This window comes from Azorhizophilus paspali (assembly GCF_043587585.2).
GTDB classification, from domain to species: domain Bacteria; phylum Pseudomonadota; class Gammaproteobacteria; order Pseudomonadales; family Pseudomonadaceae; genus Azotobacter; species Azotobacter paspali.
In genome coordinates, this window is record NZ_CP171449.1 from 2954377 (window position 1) to 2972490 (window position 18114).

Annotated in this window: 12 protein-coding genes and 3 pseudogenes; 3 read left to right on the top strand and 12 right to left on the bottom strand. The window is 65.6% G+C overall.

Annotated features, from left to right (window positions below):
• Nucleotides 1-281 precede the first annotated feature (281 nt).
• From ACGI6K_RS14360 to ACGI6K_RS14415, 12 genes and pseudogenes are all read right to left on the bottom strand, one after another.
• Entirely contained in the window at nt 282-1310 is a 1029-nt protein-coding gene (locus ACGI6K_RS14360) for a tetratricopeptide repeat protein (RefSeq protein ID WP_376942755.1), read from the bottom strand.
• A 247-nt stretch (nt 1311-1557) separates the two neighbouring features.
• Nucleotides 1558-1776, bottom strand: a pseudogene (locus tag ACGI6K_RS14365) (transposase); the annotation flags it as partial.
• A 196-nt stretch (nt 1777-1972) separates the two neighbouring features.
• Nucleotides 1973-2590: a type I-E CRISPR-associated protein Cas6/Cse3/CasE gene (gene cas6e / locus ACGI6K_RS14370; protein ID WP_376942753.1), complete on the bottom strand. Its 618-nt coding sequence runs from the start codon at nt 2588-2590 to the stop codon at nt 1973-1975.
• On the bottom strand, nt 2565-3218 hold the full coding sequence (cas5e, locus tag ACGI6K_RS14375; protein ID WP_376942751.1) for a type I-E CRISPR-associated protein Cas5/CasD: 654 nt from the start codon (nt 3216-3218) through the stop codon (nt 2565-2567). Before cas5e ends, cas6e begins: the two co-directional genes overlap by 26 nt.
• Nucleotides 3219-3220: 2 nt before the next feature.
• Nucleotides 3221-4363 carry a type I-E CRISPR-associated protein Cas7/Cse4/CasC gene (gene cas7e / locus ACGI6K_RS14380; protein ID WP_376942749.1) on the bottom strand — a complete coding sequence of 381 codons (1143 nt, stop codon included), beginning with the start codon at nt 4361-4363 and terminating at the stop codon, nt 3221-3223.
• A 10-nt stretch (nt 4364-4373) separates the two neighbouring features.
• Nucleotides 4374-4922 (bottom strand): type I-E CRISPR-associated protein Cse2/CasB, encoded by a 549-nt coding sequence (gene casB / locus ACGI6K_RS14385; RefSeq protein ID WP_376942785.1) that lies wholly within the window; start codon nt 4920-4922, stop codon nt 4374-4376.
• A gap of 174 nt (nt 4923-5096) precedes the next feature.
• Nucleotides 5097-6458, bottom strand: a pseudogene (gene casA / locus ACGI6K_RS14390) (type I-E CRISPR-associated protein Cse1/CasA); the annotation flags it as partial.
• Nucleotides 6459-6461: 3 nt separating this feature from the next.
• Nucleotides 6462-9153: pseudogene (cas3, locus tag ACGI6K_RS14395) on the bottom strand (CRISPR-associated helicase Cas3').
• 343 nt (nt 9154-9496) lie between these two features.
• Nucleotides 9497-10714, bottom strand: a complete 1218-nt coding sequence (locus tag ACGI6K_RS14400) for an OprD family porin (RefSeq protein WP_376942747.1) — start codon at nt 10712-10714, stop codon at nt 9497-9499.
• A 222-nt stretch (nt 10715-10936) separates the two neighbouring features.
• The gene (locus ACGI6K_RS14405; RefSeq protein WP_376942745.1) at nt 10937-12244 is read right to left on the bottom strand and encodes a CitMHS family transporter; all 1308 of its coding nucleotides are present in this window, start codon (nt 12242-12244) and stop codon (nt 10937-10939) included.
• Between the two features lie 86 nt (nt 12245-12330).
• Nucleotides 12331-12654, bottom strand: a complete 324-nt coding sequence (locus ACGI6K_RS14410; RefSeq protein ID WP_376942743.1) for an AtuA-related protein — start codon at nt 12652-12654, stop codon at nt 12331-12333.
• Entirely contained in the window at nt 12654-14003 is a 1350-nt protein-coding gene (locus ACGI6K_RS14415) for an acyclic terpene utilization AtuA family protein (RefSeq protein ID WP_376942741.1), read from the bottom strand. The genes ACGI6K_RS14410 and ACGI6K_RS14415 overlap by 1 nt, the downstream gene beginning before the upstream one ends.
• A gap of 109 nt (nt 14004-14112) precedes the next feature.
• Between ACGI6K_RS14415 and ACGI6K_RS14420 the strand changes: the two genes are divergently transcribed.
• From ACGI6K_RS14420 to ACGI6K_RS14430, 3 genes are all read left to right on the top strand, one after another.
• Nucleotides 14113-15006 carry a LysR family transcriptional regulator gene (locus ACGI6K_RS14420; protein WP_376942739.1) on the top strand — a complete coding sequence of 298 codons (894 nt, stop codon included), beginning with the start codon at nt 14113-14115 and terminating at the stop codon, nt 15004-15006.
• Nucleotides 15007-15802: 796 nt separating this feature from the next.
• Nucleotides 15803-17161, top strand: a complete 1359-nt coding sequence (locus ACGI6K_RS14425; RefSeq protein ID WP_376942737.1) for a tyrosine-type recombinase/integrase — start codon at nt 15803-15805, stop codon at nt 17159-17161.
• Nucleotides 17162-17256: 95 nt separating this feature from the next.
• Nucleotides 17257-18114, top strand: coding sequence for a hypothetical protein (locus ACGI6K_RS14430; RefSeq protein ID WP_376942735.1), 858 nt, complete (start codon nt 17257-17259; stop codon nt 18112-18114).

Below are 18114 nucleotides of genomic sequence, written 5' to 3' on the forward strand. Positions count from 1 at the left end.
GGAGTTTGGTCATTTCAAATGAACGACGAGCAACGCCCGCCGCACTGTGCCAAAACAGGCCCGTCCCCGCGGATGGGGCCGCCTAGGTCGCGCCGGAAATGGGGCCATGTGGCCGCTGCAGCCTTTAGCAAAGGAATGACCATTGCCTACAGCCTGCGCCTTGCCGAACGCGGCCCGGCCTGGCCCCATTTGCGGCAGCAACGCAACCGGGGAAACAATTGATGGACGCGCCCTAAGCCGGAACCGGAGATAGGGCGGCGAGCAGTCGCTTCGCCCGCTCCTCAAGCGTCCTTGTCGAGCGGAATATGGAACATCGGGAAAGACACGGGCGCCTGCCCGGCGGAAACGCGCCCGAGCGTTCCGTCGCGAACGGTGCGCAGCGCGGTCTTGAGGCGTTCGCCCGGCGCGATCTCGATGGCCTTGTTCATCAGATCCTCGCCATGGGCCTTGTCGCCCTTGCCGTAATGGGCCTGCCCCAGAGCGGCGGTGAACCAGGCCTCCATGGCCTTGCGCACCCCGATGGACCAGGCGGGATCGGCGGCGCTCCTCTCCACGGCGGCATCGAACAGGCGAATCGCCTCGTCGTAGTCTCGCCGCAGCAACTTCACATGGCCCAACCGGGCCAGAGTCATCGGTTCGGCACGGATCCCCCTGGTCAGATTACTGTCCACCGCCAGCCCGGCGTATCGCTCGGCCTTCGCGAGAAGAAGATCGTCGGGCGTCCCGGCTGCGCTGGCCAGTTTCAGGTAGGCCGTGCCCAACTTGCCGTAGACGTTCGGCCTAGCCTCGTTGGGCAGCCCGCTCTTCAGAGCCTCCTCGAAGGTAGCGGCAGCCTCGGCATTCCTGCCGAGGCGAAGCTGGCTGGTTCCCAGGAAGTCCAGCAGCTCCGGGTCGCGATGGCCGTCGATCAGACTGGCGTTTAGGAAGGCGATGAGCTCAGCGTCGCGCTGCATCTCGAACAGGCAACCCGCCGTGACGACCATATGGTTGCGCCATTCGTCGCTGCCACGTGCAGCCGACTCTTTCAACGCCGGGGCATCCGCCATGACCTGCGGACAAGCCGCCAACCAGTCCTGCCCCTCCAGAGCAGCCGCCCAATCCTGTCGCAAGCGGGCGGCGAGCGCGACATCGCAGGCCAGAATGCCGGCAACGAACGAGCCAAGCGCGAGCCTGAATTTCACGGACATACTCCTTATCGTCGATCCAGGCATCGGATAAAGACGGACAAAGGGGACGAAAATTCGCCGCTCCCGAAAAAGACCTGGCCCTTTTTGGAATGGCGTGAACGAGTCGCCGGTAGCTGTCGACATGAACCGGTTCATCCCCGCGAATGCGGGGAACGAGCATTACTCTCTACCTTTTCCAGTGGCCGAGAACACCCGGTTCATCCCCACATGCGTGGGGAATGCCTCGCGATGATATCAAAAAGCCACAAAAAACTACCCATCCCCGCACATCAGGGATACCGCGACGCGGCCCCTGAATGCGGCCGCCCGAACGGTCTATTCCGCGGGGGCGGGGAACACGTACGGGTAAACGTATGGGGGCGTCGGGAAATTAGGGTTTGTCTGAAAAGTCGGCACGCAGGCATTTTTTGATGCAGGCTAGCGTGACCATGGCCTTGAAACTGCTGGCCAGCTTGTCATAGCGGGTGCAAAGACGGCGCTTTTCCTTGAGCCAACCGAACGGTCGTTCAAGGGCGTTGCGCTTTTGGTACTGCGCTCTGTCAAACAGACAAGGCAAGCCCGGTCAAGGCTTACGGCGTATATTGCGTAATCAGGTTGCCGTCCTTGCAGACTCCGGCCAGGCGCTACCTGATTTTCGCGGGTGCGTCCGGCCGGCCGCCGGCATGCAGGCGTATGTCCGCCTCCCCTACCCGGAGCGGCAAGGTGCCGACGGTTGCTGCAAGGTACGCGGCAGCGGATTATCGACATCCGCTCTTTCATCTGCGGCGACTCGAACGGCGGCGGCATCAGCAGCGCGCCACGCTGAGCAGGCCGCAGCCGAAGGCCTTGGCCGGTCCGATGCCGCTGGCCAGGGCCCGGCGCAGCGCGTCGGCCTCGACTACCTGCAGCAGCCCTTCGAAGCAGACCCGCTGCAGCACGATCGGCGCGCCGCCCTTGCGCCGGCTGTCGAGCAGGTCGCTGGCGCTGACCAGCACGGCCTTCACCATAAAGCCGTGCCGCTCGCCCTGGCGCTGCAGCCAAGCCAGTTGCTCGGCCTCCCCCAGCAAGCCGCGACGCTTGCCGGCACGAGTCACCGTGGGGTTGGCCAGGAGACGGAAGCGGTACCGCCATTGCGGCTGGATGAGCGCCTCGAGATCCAGGACCTTGCATTCGGCGGGTCTTTGCAGATAGCCCGGCAAGCCCTGTAGGACATCCCAGTCGCCGGATTTGCGGGACTGCACCAGAAGCGTCGGACTGGCCCAGGCACCCGCCCCTAGCTCCAGACGCCAGAGAAAGCGGCCGGGCGCATCCCGTTCGTCCCGCACGAAGGCGCGCACCAGGGTACGGTGCATGTCGTAGGCGTCGGCCAGGTCGCGGCGCGCCTGGGTGCTGCGGGGGTCAAGGGTCAATCGGATCAGGTACATGCAGCACTTCCTGTTTGACGAAACGCGGCCCGAAACGCCGCTCGGCGAAGGGGCCGACCGGCTGGTCGAGACGCACCGAGCCCTCCTGCAGGTCCTCCAGCACCAGGCGCACGCTGCCGCCGGGCGTCCAGAGCACCAGCGGCGGATAACCGCTCAGGGCCGACAGCAGATCGGCGTGTAGAAGACCGTCCGCCAGGAACACCGGGATGCCCGGCACGAAGCTCTTGCGCCCCAGCGCTAGCGGCCAGACCGGCCTGCGCAGGGCGCCCTGAATACGCTCCAGCAAAGCAGTGTCGGCGCTCTCCAGCCCCACCAGAAAAACCGCATCGGACAAATAGAAGCGCGGGCTGACCACGGTACGCCTGGGGTCCGCCTTGCCGCTGGCGATCAGCACGCCGGTGGCGGTCTGGTAATCGCGCAGCGGGACACCCTCGCGGTCCACCCGCACGCCCATGCGCAGGGCCGTCAGATCCTCCAGCGACTGGCGACGGTCGCGTCCGAGCGCGGCGCAGACCAGGCCGAGCACGCCGGACTTGGAGGGTTCGAGCTGGGTGTCGCGCTCGTCGAAGCGGCTGGTCGTGCCCCAGGATTGCATCGGTCCCTGCAGGCGCAGCAGCAAGGTGGCCATGTTCAGTCCTCCAGTTCGGCGGCGACCCGCTCCCACACCCAGCGGGCCAGGGCGTCCAGGTTGGCCTGGGCTTCGCCCTTGCCCACCGGCCAGGCGCCGCTCAGGTCCAGATAGGCCCAGCGATCGCGGCCGTCGGCATAGATGCCGGCCAGTTTTTCCTCGTGCCCGGCCAGTTCGGCCACGGACAGACTGCTGAGCGCCTGGTCGTGGCCGAAACTGATCGGCTTCTCGAAGGCGTTGGCCAGATTGAGCGGGCCGGCATGGCGCAGGCAGACGCCGACAAAGGCCGGCAGGTTGTGGGCGGCGAAGCTGTTCTGCTTGCCGGCGGGAATGGCGCGCACCTTGGCCTGGGTGAAGGCCTTCAACGCCGCCAGGGTCAGTTCGCGGTCGCCCTGCAGGTTACTCAGGAGCTTGTGGGCGTCGACTACCGCATAGCGGTAGAAAGTCGCCGAGTTGAACTCCACCTGGCCGATCATCCCGGCGCCGGTTTCCTCCGGAGCGCCCTCGTCGTCCACCGCCGTGAAGTAGTCGAACTCGCGCTCGACGCGGTGCGTACTGATCGCGTGGGCGACCTGGCAGGCGGCGTCCTGGTTGACTTCCGGCAGGTCGGCGAGCATCCGCCCGAACAGCGCCACGTCCACCGCCTTGCCGCCATCGAGCAGAGCCTTGGCCTTCTTCACCAATTCGGCGGGCGCGCTGGCCCTGGCTTCCTTCTTGCCCTTCTTCTCGCCGCCGGCCTGCGCAGCGTCCAGTTCATCCCAGTGTTGCTCAATCAGTGCAGCGAAACCGGCGATCTCACCCTCGCCTAGGAACAGCAGGTATTCGGTCTTACCATCGTCCTTGAGCTTGAGGCCGGCGGCGCCCAGAGCGGTTTCGATCTTGCGTCGGGCGTCCTGCGGATCGCGATGCCCCAAACGCTCCAGCAGTAGGCCCAGCAGCTTCTTGGTCCGCACGCCGCAATGTTCCGGCGCCACCAGTTCGTGCGCCTGCGCCGCCAGGCGGATCGCTCGCTTGAAGCACTGGCTGCTCACCCGTGCCCGGCGGTGGCCGCCGAACAGAGCATCCTTGGGCGCACCGGTGTCGTCGCGGTTGAGATTGGACGGAGCGAAATTCTGGATCAGGTGAAACTCGACGAACAAGGTCATGACATCCCTCTCATTGACTGACTGCAGAATGTTCCGGCTCGAAAGCCAGGGCGCCGTAGAAGTCCCGCGCCCAGCGCTGGCGGATACGGTCGCGGACCTCCGGCTCCAGGCGCGGGTTCAGCCAGAAACCGAGGTCCCGGAGCAAGGCGGTGTAGTCCAAGCCGAGATCCTCGGTCGCCAGCAGGCTGACCGCTTGGCGCAGATAGTCGGGCAGGTTTTCGGCATCGGCGCCGAGCAAGGCGATGAAGCGCTTTTCGATGCTGCCGCCACCGCCACTCATGCGACGACGCTTCTCGAACAACTCGCCGAAGCTCGCCGCCAGGCTGCGGGGCGCAGGGTGCGGATGACGGGCGAATAGCCCGGCGACCACGTAGAACGCCAGGCGTCGCGGGTCCTGGGCATGGCTGTCGGCCCGGACGAAGCGCTCGACATAAGGATAGGCCGGCGGATAAGCGCCCGGAGCGAAGCCCTGGCTGTGGCGCAACGCGGCGATGGCCGCCGGATCGTGTTCGTATAGCTCGCCCAGATGCGCGATGAAAGCCTGCGCAGATTCGTTCATGCGTGAGCCTCCTCGGATTTTTCCGAATTGCCGCAGGTCGCGCAGCAAGGCGCAAAAACGCGGCCAGACGCGGGCCTCGGCGCACAGCGCCAGCGGCGACCGGCCGAGACTGCGGCACAAAACTTCCCAACAGGCTTCGGCCGCCTGCAGCAGGCTGTCCGACCAGTGACGGCCGGCACCCTCCCGGTCGCCCTCGGCGAGGCGCCGGAACAGGCCCGGCAAGGCGCGCTCAACGCCGGCGAAGAAGACGGCGGCCGAGGCACCAGTATCCAGCATGGCGCGCGCCTTGGCCCAGGTATCCTTGCCGCGCGGGTCGGCCATGGTCCGGGCCAGCATGCCGCCGGCCAGGCTACGGATCCGCTCATGCAGCACCTCGGCGCGGCGTATCTCAGCGCGCAGCAAGCCGGCTAGGCCGGTATCGGCCAGCAGTACGGCCGGCAGGACGATCCGCTCGCAACGCCAGCGCAGGAGCTTGGCCTGATCGCTGGCGAGTCCGGCGATCAGCAGGGATTGCTCGCCGCGCGAAGCACCCAGGAAGATCTGCAAGTTGGCGGCCCAGCCCAGGATCGCCGCCGGCTGGGATACCTTGCCCTCGGGATCGGGCAGCAGCGCCGGCAGATCGCGCCAGAAGGCCCACCCCTCGGTGAAACTCATCCGTACGAGTGTGTCTTTTCCAGCGCGATAGCTGATCATGGGGTCGTGCGCCTGGGGATCGTCGCCCAGGGCGATCCCGGCCGCGAAGCGCAGCCACCGCACATGCCCCTCCTCCGCCTCCAGCAGCAGGACCGCACGACTCCGGCGGGTATAACGGTCATTGATACCGCTGGCCGGTGAGGGCTCGGCTAGCAAATCCCGACGCTGCGCCGGCGCACGTTCCCAGGCCGATGGATCGTCCCGGTCCGAGGCCGGGTGCAAGGCCAGGCAAAGGGTTTGCTGCAAGGTGGCACCCACCGGCAGAGCCGCCGCGCTGTTGACCAAGGGACCGGCCTTATCGGAATCGCGCAGAGCCTTGACCAAACCGCCCGGCGCGAACTGCAAAAATCCCAGCAGGGTGCGCAGGGCCTGGGCCGGCGTCACCGGTGCGGGCGACAAATCGCAGGAATGATCGAACACCACCGGCGCATTGCCGTTGGCGCTGCCCAGGGAAACCTGCGTCCAGGGCTTCTGTCTGTCGCGGGTTTCCTCGATGGAGGCCAGCGCCGCCACCTGCATGAACGGCTGCTCGGGATGGAATAGCCAGAACCGTTCGCGCCAGTGCTCCAGGTAGTCGCGCAGCGCATCCCGCGGCAGCCCCTCGCGGTACCAGCGGGCGCGATCCCTGTCCTTCCAGGAGCCATGGCTGCGGGTCAGCGCCCGATGCGTGATGGCCAGGAGCAGCCGGTATTCGGCGATCAGGCTCGGCGGCGCGGTTTCCGCCAGGGCGGCGATTTCGCCGGCACGCTCGAAGAGTTCGAGCAGCCCGACATCGCGGACCCGGCCATCGGCGAAACGCACCGGCAGCCAGGGTTCGTCGAGCAGGTTGTAGCCTGGGGTCATTTATCAGTCCTCGGGTTGAATGTCGGCCTCGGCCGACTCATAGACCAGTCCCAGGTGCTCATCCAGACGCAGGACGAGCCTGTCGATGACGTGGCAGCCATCTTCCAGCAACAGCGGTTTCAGATGTCCGAGCAATGGATGCCCGGCGAAGGATGGCGGAGGCTCAACGCCGGCAAAGTGACTCACGACAAGCCCGTGGCTGCATTTCATCCGGCGGCCATGGAGTTGGCGGGCCAGGAAATCGGACAGCGGCAACGACGGATCGAAGGCTTCGCCGTCCGGCCGCAGGCTCCAGCCGCCGGGCACCCGGCATACCGGCACCAGGGTGACGGCGTCGTCGCCCAGGCGCGTGCGCTTGGCCAGGCCCGGCCCCTCGCCCTCCTCGTTGCCGCGCGGCTTGTCGAGATAGGCGCTCTGCGGCTCCGCGGCCGGATCGATGACGATGTCCAACGCCTTCTGCCGGGCCTCTTTCAGGCGGGCAAGATATTCGCCATGGATTTCGACCTCGATACGCGCCCGTACCTGCGCATCCAGGTCGTCCGGCAGCGGCGCGTCGCCATAGACCGCCTGCACCAGCCGGTCGATGTCCCATGGCAAGCGCAGGCTCGTCTCGCGGGACAGCAGGGCCCAGGTGCGACCGAGGAGGTAGGGCTCGTAGACGGTCTTCTCCAATTCGGGCGGGTGCCGCGGGTCCAGCCCGGCGACGAACAGCCGGGCCCCGGCATGGGCCGGCACCCTGGCCCGCCGATGGCGGTGCAGGCGTCCGGCGCGCTGCAGGATCAGGTCGACCGGTGCCAGGTCGGTGATCAGGAAGTCGAAATCGATGTCCAGGGATTGCTCGGCGACCTGGGTGGCGATCAGCAGGCACCGGCCGGGACGCGGCCGGCCGGTGTCGGCGCTGCCGAACGCCTCCAGCACCTGGCGCTCCCGTGCGCCGCGCACGTCGGCCGGGAAACGGGCATGGAACAGGATCAGCCGCACCTCTTCGTCGAGCCGCGGCTGCAGGCGGCGGTAGAGTTCCTGGGCGCGCGCCACCGTGTTGACGATCAGCGCACCATACCCGCCGCCGTCGAGCAGACGCAGGGCGCAGGCGGCCAGATCGTCCAGGTCCTCGCCGAGGCTTTCCAGGGCGATCGGCGGCAACGGCCGGGAGTCGAAGGTCGCGGCCCGCAAGCCTCGGCCGCCCGCCAGCAGCAGGCGCGGATAGGGCAGCTCCGGCACCCGCTCCGTCGCCACGCCCCAGGCCTGCAGCAAGGCATTGCGGCGCTGTTCGGGCAGGGTCGCGCTCATCAGCACCACCGAGCTGCCGAGCACCCTGAGCCAACGCAACAGGGATTCGATCAGGCCGCCGGTGTAGATGTCGTAGGCATGCACCTCGTCCAGTACCACCACCCGGTTGGCCAGACCCCACAGGCGAACGAAATGGTGCTTGACGTTCAGGGCGGCGAACAGCGCCTGGTCGACGGTGCCGACGCCATAGGGCGACAGCAGCGGGCGGCGGCGCTGGGAGAACCAGGCGGACGAGGCGATGCTGTCGTCCGTCCCGTCGTGGATGTCGCGCAGGCGCTGTATCCGTTCGTCCAGCGCGGCGCCGCCGTGCACCAACTGAATGTCCAGCGGCTGGCGATCCAGCGGCTGGCGGTCGTCGAAGCCGCGCAGGAAGGTCAGTGCCCGGTCGAACAGGGCATTGCCGGTCGCCTGGGTCGGCAGGGCGATATACAGGCCGCGATGGTCGTTGGCCGCCTGCAGGCGCAGGTGGGCGAGAAAGGCCAGCTCGGTCTTGCCCTCCCCCCATCGGCGCCTCGACCAGCAGCAGGGACGGCCCCCGCGCTTCGCCCAGCAACCGGTCGCCCTCGACCTGCAGGGAACGGGCAGCCACGCCCTCGCGGCGAACGATGCGGCCGAGCAACTCGTCCGTCGTCGCCGGCTCCCGCAACAGGGCGCGATGACGACTCCAGCCGATCTCTTCCAGAGCCTTGGCGGCGAGCTTCCCGGCCTGGCGGAAATGCCCGGCGAGCGAATCCTCCCGCTCGCCGGGCGGGAACCAGTCGGGATTGGATGCGATCCAGTCGGCCACGCTGGTCAGCCCGGCCAGCCAGGCCACGGCGGGCAGCGGCAACTCGTCGGCCACGGGTACGCCTTCGGGGGCCAGGCTCTGCCAGTAGGCATCGAACAGTGCCTGGCGCGCCGGGGCCCAACCCGGTACCTCGAGCGCCGGCACGGCCGCGCGGATTTCCGGAACGCTGGGGTTGTAGCCGTGGTGCGCACCGATCGCCTGCAGCACGCCCATGATCCAGCCCGGCTCGGCACCTTGTGCCGGCAGATGCCGCCAGAGCAGGGCTGCGCCGGCGCAGGCGTGATCGGTGACGCGCAGGGAAGGTTCGGCGAAGCCCAGGCCATGCGCCTCGTCACGCTCCCGCCCCGCCGGCCACTTGGCCTGGAAACCGGGAATGGCCTTGCCGAAATCGTGCAACCCCGCCAGCGCGGCGACATGCCGGGAAAAAACGGACTCCGGCAAGCCGAACTGCGCGGCGAAGCATTCGCGCGTGGCTGGCGGCTCGCGTTCCAGAAGCGTCTCGGCGACAGCCGCCACGTCCAGCATGTGCGCCAGCAGGCCATGCCCTCCCGGCTCGCCGCTCTTGGCCCAGAGCGCGCGACTGCAGGCGGGCAGTTCGGAAAAGCGTGTCGTGGTCATTCTTGTCGGCCCCCGTAAAGGCAAATAGCCATTAACCGAGAGATCAAGCTAACCACAAGGCTGACCAGCGATAAAAGGTTGGTTTTAAAAACAGGTAAACAAACGCAACGGATCAGTCGAAGGCTGCATCCCAGGATCTACCGGTCCCGGGTGATTTTCATAGCCTACAATCGGACCTCGAAAGTTGCGCGACTGCGCTCCGTCCCGGTATATGCCCGATTTGCAGACATAACCAAACCGGCAATTACGGACAGACAGGTGAACTCCGGTCGAGGCTACCCGCGCCCGCCCGCACACCGTCGGTCCGGTGACGAGCGGATCGCCAGCGGGACTCGGCTCTTCTTCAAAACAGCGAGATTGGATAATTTACGATCAGCCGGTTCTCGTCGTAGCTGGTGTTGCTGCCCCAATCGGCTCGCCGGCTGGCGTTGCGCCAGCGCACGGACAGATTTTTCAGCCCGCCGCTCTGCACCACATAGGCCAGCTCGTTCTCCCGCGACCACTCCTCACCGTCGCTGACCGTCGCGGTGTGCACATTCTTGCCGCCGATATAGCGGCTCATGAAGGTCAGTCCCGGCAGGCCGAGGGCGGCGAAATCGTAGTCGTGGCGCAATTGCCAGGACTCCTCGCGGGCGTTGTCGAAGCTGGTGGTGAACACGTCGTTGGGCAGCATGCTGCCGATGGTGCCGTTGAGGCGCAGCCAGCGGTCGTCGCCGCTGAGCCGCTGGAAGGCGAAGGTGAAGGTGTTGGCGCCGGCCTTGAGGGCGAACAGGCCGGTCAGGGTCTTGTTGTCCAGATCGCCCGCCTCGCCCCGGCCGTCCTCCTCGCCGCTGAACAGGCCCAACCGCGAGGAGAGCGACCAGTTCCTGCCCAGCGGCTGGAGATGCCGGATCTCGAAGTAGCGCTGCTTGTAGATGTCCTCGAGCTGGCCGAACCAGGCGCCGAGCGTGGTCCGGCTGTCGTTGAAGCGATATTCGACGCCGGCGAAGTTGTAACGGTCCGAGGTGGCGCCGGACGACGAGCCGTGGAGCGACATGTTCTGCAGGCTGGCGTCGTTGCGCGGGCTGTTGGCGCGCATCTGGCCGGCATGGAAAGTGACGCCGGGGATCTCCCTGACCGTGAGCATGCCGCCCTGGAAGGTTTGCGGCAGCACACGGGCGTCGTTGGCATTGAGGATCGGCAGCGCCGGGCTCCATTCGCCGATCTTCAGTTCGCTTCCGGAAAAGCGCAGCTTGCCGGCCACCGCCACGCGGCCGAAGTCGTCGGCCGGACGGCCGTCGTCGTGGATGGGGAGCATTTCGTTGCCGGCGGTGCCCTTGCCGCCGTCGAGCTTGATCGCCCATAGGCCGCGCACGTCGATGCCGAAGCCGAGCGGCCCTTCGGTGTAACCCGATTGCAGGTCGAGGATGAAACCCTGGGCCCATTCCTCGCGCTTGCCCTGGGTGGCGCGGTCGACCATGTTGCGGTTCATGTAGTAGTTGCGCAGGTTCAAGGTCCCCCTGGCATCCTCGAAAAAGTCGGCCTGGGCCGTGGGCAACAGGCCCGCTAGAGCCAGGACCATGACAGGCGAGTATCGGAGCGAAAAGTGCGGTTCGGCGTTCTTCATTTGTTCTTGTTACCGGTGAAGATCGGTGGAAAAGGCGCAAAAGAGGGCCCCTCCGCGACGGCGGAAACGTTGCACGAAGGGGAAACTCCGGTGACGGCGGCCGGCGTGGACCGCTCCCGCGAGAAAGCGGCATGAAGCGATGACGGGAGCGCGGCCTCTCCCGTCATCGGGAGCCGCTCAGAAGCGGACCACGCCGCTCGCCAGGGCGAATGCCAGCATTGCCAGACTCACGCCCCAGGCCCAGAAGAAGCTGTAGGCGATATGCCGGCGCAGTTCGACGCCGGCGAGCGCCAGTGCCAGGTAGACGCTGGGCACCACCGGGCTGATCGAGAAGCCGGCGTTTTCGCCGATCAGCATGGCGCGGGCCACGGCCTCCAGCGGTACGCCGGCAGCCACCGCGACGTCGCGGATCACCGGCAGCAGGGCGAAATAATAGGCGTCGGGCGAGAAGATCATTCCCAACGGTACGCCGAGGCCGCCGACGATCAGGTGCAGGTACTGCGCCGATCCGGCGGGCAGGATGTCGATCAGCGCCTGGGCCATGCCGTCGGAGATTCCGGCCCCGGCGAGCACGCCGAGGAGCACCGCGGCGGCCATCATCACCATGACCATCTGCAGGGCATCGGCGGCATGCGCCTTGATGCGCTCGGCCTGAGCCTCCAGCGAGGCGAAGTTGAGGGGCAGCGCGATGCCCAGGCCGACCATGAAGCAGGCATAGAGCGGGAAGATGCCGGTGAACAGGCAGAGCAGGATAGCGGCGGTCAACGCCACATTGAGCCAGTAGCGCAGGCAGCCTGGCGACAGCCCGTGCTCGCGTGGCGCGGGCCGGGCCAGGGCGGGGTCGAAGCTCGACGCCGCACCGAGCGAAACCGGCATCCGCCGCTGCGCGCGCAGACCGAGCCAGGCGGCGATCAGCAGCATGCAGGCGAAACCGACCAGTTGGACCGGGATCAGGCCGAGCCACAGCCCGGTGGCGTCGAGGCCGGTGGTCGCCGCCGCCCGCGCCGTCGTGCCGCCCCAGGGCACCATGTTGACGACACCGGCGGTGGTGCCGACCAGCAGCAGGAGCATCGTCGGGCTCATGTTCAGCCGCTTGTACAAGGGCAGCAGGGCCGGAATGGTGAGCAGGAAAGTCGCCGCGCCCACGCCGTCCAAATGGACCACCGTGGTGATCAGCACCGTGATCAGGGCCACGGCCAGCGGCTTGCCGCCGGTGCGGCGGATGAGAAAGTCGACCAGCGGATCGAACAGACCGCGATCGCGCATGATGCCGAAGTAGAGAATGGCGAACAGGAACAGCGCAGCGGTCGGCGCGACCGTGAGCAGACCGGTCCTGATGAACTCGCCGATCTGCGGCGGCGAGAAGCCGGCCAGCAGGCAGATGACGACGGGAATCGTCGTGAAGGCCACCACCGGGCTGATCCTGCGCAACAGGATCAGCGCGATGATGGCGAGCATCATGCAGAAGCCAAGTGCGGTGAGCATGGCAAGGAACCTCATGATTGTTTTTATTTTGCGAGCCGGCCCGCGGGGGCGGGCCCGATCGCTTGCAAGCGCGGCGCGGCGGCGGATCAGCCGGGAGCCGGCAGACGCATCGACAGCAGCAGGTAGCTCAGGCTCTTGCCGTGCCGGTCGAGACCCGGACTGCGGTTGACGCCGCCTTCCAGCGCGTCCTCCAGCACGAAGTTGAGTGCCTTGAGCGAGTCGATCTCATGGCGCCGGACGCGCGTCGGGCGACGGCTGGCGAAATGCTCGGCGACCCGCTCGGCAGTGAGCTCGCGCCGCAGCCATTCATAGTGCGCCGCATCCAGCGGGAACACGGCGATGCTGAGGATGTTGCCCTTGTCGCCGGCACGGGCGTGGGCATGCTCGGCGAGGATGATGGTCGCGTTCATCAGTACCACTCCAGACGTGTTTCGATTGCCTCGCGGGGAATCAGGAAGTCGCGGGTGGCGATGGATTCGCCGATATGCCGGCGCACCCCGCCGCCGCCGGCCGGACCGTTGGTGTAGAGCGACTCGACCTCGGCCAGCAGCGTCTCGATCAGAGCGCGGTCGCGATGCACCAGGCCGACCCGGACGCGCACGTCGTCCACCTCGGACGCCAGGTCCAGGCGCCGGGCGAGGTAGTCGCCGCGCGCATCGTTGAACAGGCTGGCGACGCCGGCCAGATCGATCCAGGGCTGCACGCCCGGCGCCAGCAGGTCGAAGCGCTGCAGCAGGATTTCCCGGGCGAGCCGTGCCCGGGCCACGGCGCCGGCACCGGCATAGGAGATTTCCGCCTCGCCGAACCAGAGCCCGCGCACGCCGGCCAGGCCCTTGAGCGTATCGGGGCGCGGATGGCCGTGGATGCCGTCGACCGCGACGCGGTCGTCGCCGACGGCCTCCACCCGTGCCGCGCCGAGGTCGAGGATCACGTCGGGGGTGAGATAGCGGCGCGGATCGTGCACCTCGTAGAGCAACTGCTCCTTGACCGTGCGCTCGCTGACGCAACCGCCGGAACCGGCGGTCTTGGTGATTACCAGGCGACCGTCCGCGGCGACCTCGGCGATCGGACAGCCGAGGTTGGCCGGGTCGGGCACCTCCTTGACGCCGGGATGGGCGAAATAGCCACCGGTAACCTGGGTGCAGCATTCCAGCAGGTGTCCGGCCACGGTGGCGATGGCCATCCGCTCCCAGTCGTCGGCGGCCCAGCCCAGGGCGTGGCGGATCGGACCGACGGCCAGGGACGGGTCGGCGACCCGGCCGCAGAGCACGATGGCGGCGCCCTCGTCCAGGGCCCGGACGATGCCGTCGGCGCCGCTGTAGACGTTCGCCGAAACCAGCTCGTCCCGCGGGTCGCCGAGGTCGAGCCACTGGCCGAGGCGCCGGCGGTCCATCCCCATCAGATCGTCGCCCAGCACGCAGGCGATACGCAGGCCGGCATGGCGCCCGCCCAGTTCGGCCCGCAGCCGCTCGGCCGCCGCACGAGGGTTGGCCGCGCCGCCATTGGTGACGATCGGGATACCCGCCTCGATGCAGGTGTCCAGCACCGGCTGGAGGAAGTCGAATAGACGCGCGGCGTATCCCGTGCGGGGATCGGCCTGCTTGCGCAACTGCGCCTCGGCCAGCGTACGTTCGGCCAGGAGTTCGTACATGAGATAGCGTCGACCGGAACGTCGGGCCAGATCCTGCGCCAGGCGCAGTCCCGCATCGGGGCGATCGTTGGCAAAGCCCGCCCCACAGCCGATATGGATCGTTGTCATCGCTTCAGCTCCAGCGTGAGTCCGGAGCCATGGTGAGGGCAATCGATTATTCTGTGAATTTTAAAGATCATATAAATTGATCCATTATTTTTATTAGCAAGCCATGCTCATGGATATCAGCTTTCGTCAACTGCGTGCCTTCATCCTGATCGCCGAAACCTCGAGCTTCACGCGAACCTCGGAACAGCTCCACCTGTCGCAGCCGGCGCTGAGCTACAGCATCCGCAAGCTCGAGGACGCGCTCGGCCTGCGGCTCCTGGCGCGCAATACACGCAGCGTCGAGCTGACCCCGGCGGGCGAGCACTTCCTGCCCCAGGCGCGGCGGATGCTGCGCGACATGGACGATGCGATACGCGATGCCCACGAGGCGCTGAACCTGATCCGCGGCACGATCCGCCTGGGCGCGCTGCCAACGGCGGCGGCCTCCTTCCTGCCAGGGGTCATCGCCGCGTTCGGCCGCGACCATCCCGGCGTGAAGATCAGCCTGCGCGACGGCCGGGCCGGGGAAGTGAAGGCATGGGTGCAGAACGGCGAGGTGGACGCGGGCATCACCTCGCTGCCGGAGGACCTGTCGGGTCTCGGCTTCGAGCCGCTGCTGGACGACAATCTGGTGCTGCTGGTGCGCCAGGAAGGCGCGTCGAAGGAGCCGGACACGTGGAAAACGCTGCCCTACATCGCGCTGACGGCGGACACCAGCATCCGCCCGCTGGCCGACGAGGCGCTGCGCCACCTGGGCGTGACCGCGCAACCCGCCTGGGAAGTGGCGCACATGAGCACCGCCGCCGCCCTGGTACGCGAAGGCATAGGGTTTTCCCTGCTGCCGGCCAGTTGCACGACATTCCTGCACATCGGCGCGGATCTGTCGGTGCTGCCGGTCGAACAGCCCACCCGGCGCTCGCTCGGCCTGCTGCAGCGCAAGCCGATCGGACAGACGCCTTCGATGCAGGCGTTCCTGAGCCATTTGAACCGCTGCCTGGAAGGCCCGCCCACGGGCCGCCGGTGATCTCGGCGCCACAACTCTTCCGGCGCAAAAACAAAAACGGCGAGGGGTCAGCCTCGCCGTTCATGTCTCACCACCACATCCCTGGGTTCATCGTCCTGATGAAGCCGCGATCCTGCGACTCTCCCTGGCCGCCATCCTTGGTCGGCTTGCGTCGATCCGTCGACGTCTTCGTGGGATTCAATCTACCCGGATGAGCGCCCCCGGCAAATCGGGAAAACTCTCGATCTGCCGTAAGCGATGGCTTACAGGGAAACGGCCAGCGGAATGCCGCGTGCGGCCCGCGATTGCCGGAAACCGCTATATCCGGCGGTACGTGGCTCTTCAGCCGGTCCGCCAACACGGCATCCACCCGCATCCGCCATCCCCGAACCGCGCCGGCAGGTCCGGCGGCAAGCCACCGCAAAGCGGAGTCCTCCGTGGTTCTGGCGCCATCTTCAACGCTTGACTGACCACCGGCCAGCAGCACCGACGCTACGTCACGCCAGCGCCAAACTCGCATCAAGGTACGGGCCGATCCGGTCGCCGCTTTCGTTCCTCCATCAGCCCCCCCTGAAACGAAAAAGGCCCGCATCGCTGCAGGCCTTGATTTTTCTGGTGCGGTGAAAGGAATCGAACCCTCGACCTTCTCATTACGAATCAGAGGGCATATAAATACCCGCTCATTTACGAACCTTTACGAAGCTATACAGAATGCGGCTTACAGCGTATTTTCACCTTGCTGGGCTATCACGAAAATTGACCAAATTTGATAGCCCGTGCTAGCCCGGCGCTAGCCCGAAACAGGCAAGGTGAACCTATGGCAAAGCTGAAATTCACAAAAACAGCCCTACTGGCGCTAGCTCCTCCCGAGGCCGGCAAGCGGCTGACCGTCTATGACACTGAAGTACCGAAGCTGGCGATGCGGATCACCGCTGCCGGCGCCCGAACCTTCTATGTGGTCAAGCGTGTTGGCGCATCCATGACATGGGTGAAGCTGGGCACATTCCCCGGCATGACGGTTGAACAGGCGCGCGGTGAAGCACAGAAAATCCTCGGCGAGTTCGCCACCGGGGCAAACCCTGCCGCCGCTCGCCGAGCGATCCGCGAAGAACCGACCTTTGCCGAGCTGTTCAAGATGTTCCTGGACAGCAAGAAGAAGCGCGACGGCTCGCCGCTGAGCGAAAAGACGAAGAGGGATTACCGGGACTCGCTGCGCTTATATCTTGAGTCGATCAAAGCGAAGAAGCTGTCGCACATCACCCGCTCTGACGTGAAGGCGATCCACGCCAAAGCAACAAAGAAAAGCGCAGCCCAAGCCGACAAGGCTGTCGCCATCATCTCTGCTGTGTTCACCTTCGCCGCCGACCATGAGCACTTCGACGGCACCAATCCGGCTAGCCGCATTCAGAAGAACCCCGCACCGTCACGCGACCGCTTCGCACAGGCCAGTGAGCTGCCGCACCTACTGCCCGCCATTGCGGAGTCCTCCCTGTGCGACTACTTCCTGCTGTCGCTGCTGAGCGGCGCCCGCCGCTCGAACGTACAGGCAATGGCCTGGCGCGATATCGATCTTGATGCCGGTATCTGGCGCATCGGTATGACGAAGAACGGCACCCCGCAGAACGTCCCCTTGCCGCCCGAAGCCGTCGCTACGCTGCGGGCACGCAAACGGGCCGCTGGCGCTTCCCCCTTTGTGTTCCCCGGCACGGGCGTGACCGGCCATCTGGTTGAGCCGAAGAAGGCATGGGCGACCATCCTGCGCCGCGCCAGTGTCCGTCGCCTTCTCGACCTGCTGCAAACTGCCGGCAAGCTGACCGACGACGAACGCCAGCGCGCCGACCGGCTGCTGATCGAGGCGCCCGCCACTGCGGAGAAGTGCTACCGCGCCGTCGCCGATGCGCTGGAGATCGATCCTGCCGACTACGACATGACCGACCTGCGCATTCACGACCTGCGCCGCACCCTGGGCAGTTGGCAGGCCAAGACCGGCGCCTCGCTGGCAATCATCGGCAAGAGCCTCAACCACAAGACACATCAAGCTACGGCGATCTATGCCCGCCTTGACCTCGATCCGGTGCGCCAATCCGTCGAGACCGCGACGAAGGCCATGCTCGAAGCCGCCGGCATCAAGGAAGCAGCATCTGTGGTCGAGTTGCCGAACCGCCGCAGCAGATAACCGAGTTACTGCCAGCCTAGCCCTACGGGGCGAAAAGCGGACTACCTACCCGTCTGGCTGGTCGCCTTCTTCTGTAGGTAGCCTGCGAGGGCTCCATGAAAAATATTGATGAAGAAACAACCCTCAACTTTGAAGGTGTCGACAAGAGCATTATGCTACGTCGAGATGACTTTATAAGAATGGCGCTGCCAACTGATAGCGGCAGCATCGATATGAAGAACTTCGGCTGCTGGCTTCGGATCGGAAGCGACGGGCTTTACGTCAATATTGATCACGAGGATGAAGTTGACCTCACGCCAGAGGAAGCAGCGACTCTTTGTTCTCACCCAACCGGAAAGCTTGATGAGCCGGCCCTACCATTTCCTTTTTCAATTGCTCAGCTAGAAAGATTTCTCGATTTTGCAAATGAAGAAGGACGAGATGTTCCACTTAATTGCAAAAAATTTGAGGAAATCATTGCTCTCAAGAGCCTGAAGCGAAAAAGCACTCAAGCCTCTGTGCTGCGCCAGCAGGAACAAGCCACTCCGAAAGCCAGAGAAATCAACCCTGATAACGCTGACTCCATGCCGAAAGAGGCTCAAGCCGTAGAGCAACCTCCGCAGAAATGCGCTCCCCAAGAGACCGCAGGAGCTCAAGTCTTTGAGCCAACTCAACAAGAGAGCATCACCCAAAGGCCAGCGGAACCCAAAAAGAAATCCGCACTCGACCAACGTATCGAACATATTTATCAGTGGTTTGAGGAACAAAGCGAATTTACAGCAACAAATCTGCGCGTTAATCAAACCGGAAATTCTGGGGCGCGTGACACCTGCTGGCTATGGCTCGAAGCAAAAGGATTGACCCGACCTGGCTATATCTTCAGCGGAGCATTACAGGCTGGCAGCCTAAAGACGAAAAGCTTTGTAAATGCTTGGAGCGAGTTTTTAAAACACATCAAAAAGAACCAGACCTAA